Origin of the sequence: Enterobacter sp. UNJFSC 003 (assembly GCF_036903355.1) — a bacterium.
Classification (GTDB): Bacteria; Pseudomonadota; Gammaproteobacteria; order Enterobacterales; family Enterobacteriaceae; genus Enterobacter.
This window is the reverse complement of record NZ_JBAKHK010000278.1, coordinates 1-250: the sequence shown is the minus strand read 5'-3', so window position 1 is coordinate 250 and position 250 is coordinate 1. Positions and strand designations below refer to the sequence as shown.

Sequence of the window (250 nt, the reverse complement as noted above, 5' to 3'; positions counted from 1 at the left end):
GCGCCAAGCAACAACCCTGTCAGACTTTGCACCAGCAGCGAGAGCAATAAATCCACCGGATGATCGCGCCAGGTTTGACTGGCGATCAGCGCGATGGCGTTCATCAACGTCGCAATCAGCGCCCCTTGCCAACCATAGTGCCAGGCCAGCGCGATAATCGGCAGCGCCAGACAGAATGGCGTAAAGCGCGACAGTTCGTCCGGCAATCCCAACTGGAGCCAGAGACTGATAACAAACAGCAGCAAGTACC

Annotated in this window: 1 pseudogene; it reads right to left on the bottom strand. The window is 57.2% G+C overall.

Features of this window, described 5'->3' with window-relative positions:
• Nucleotides 1–250 (bottom strand): annotated as a pseudogene (locus tag V5P19_RS24150) (two-component system sensor histidine kinase UhpB); the annotation flags it as partial.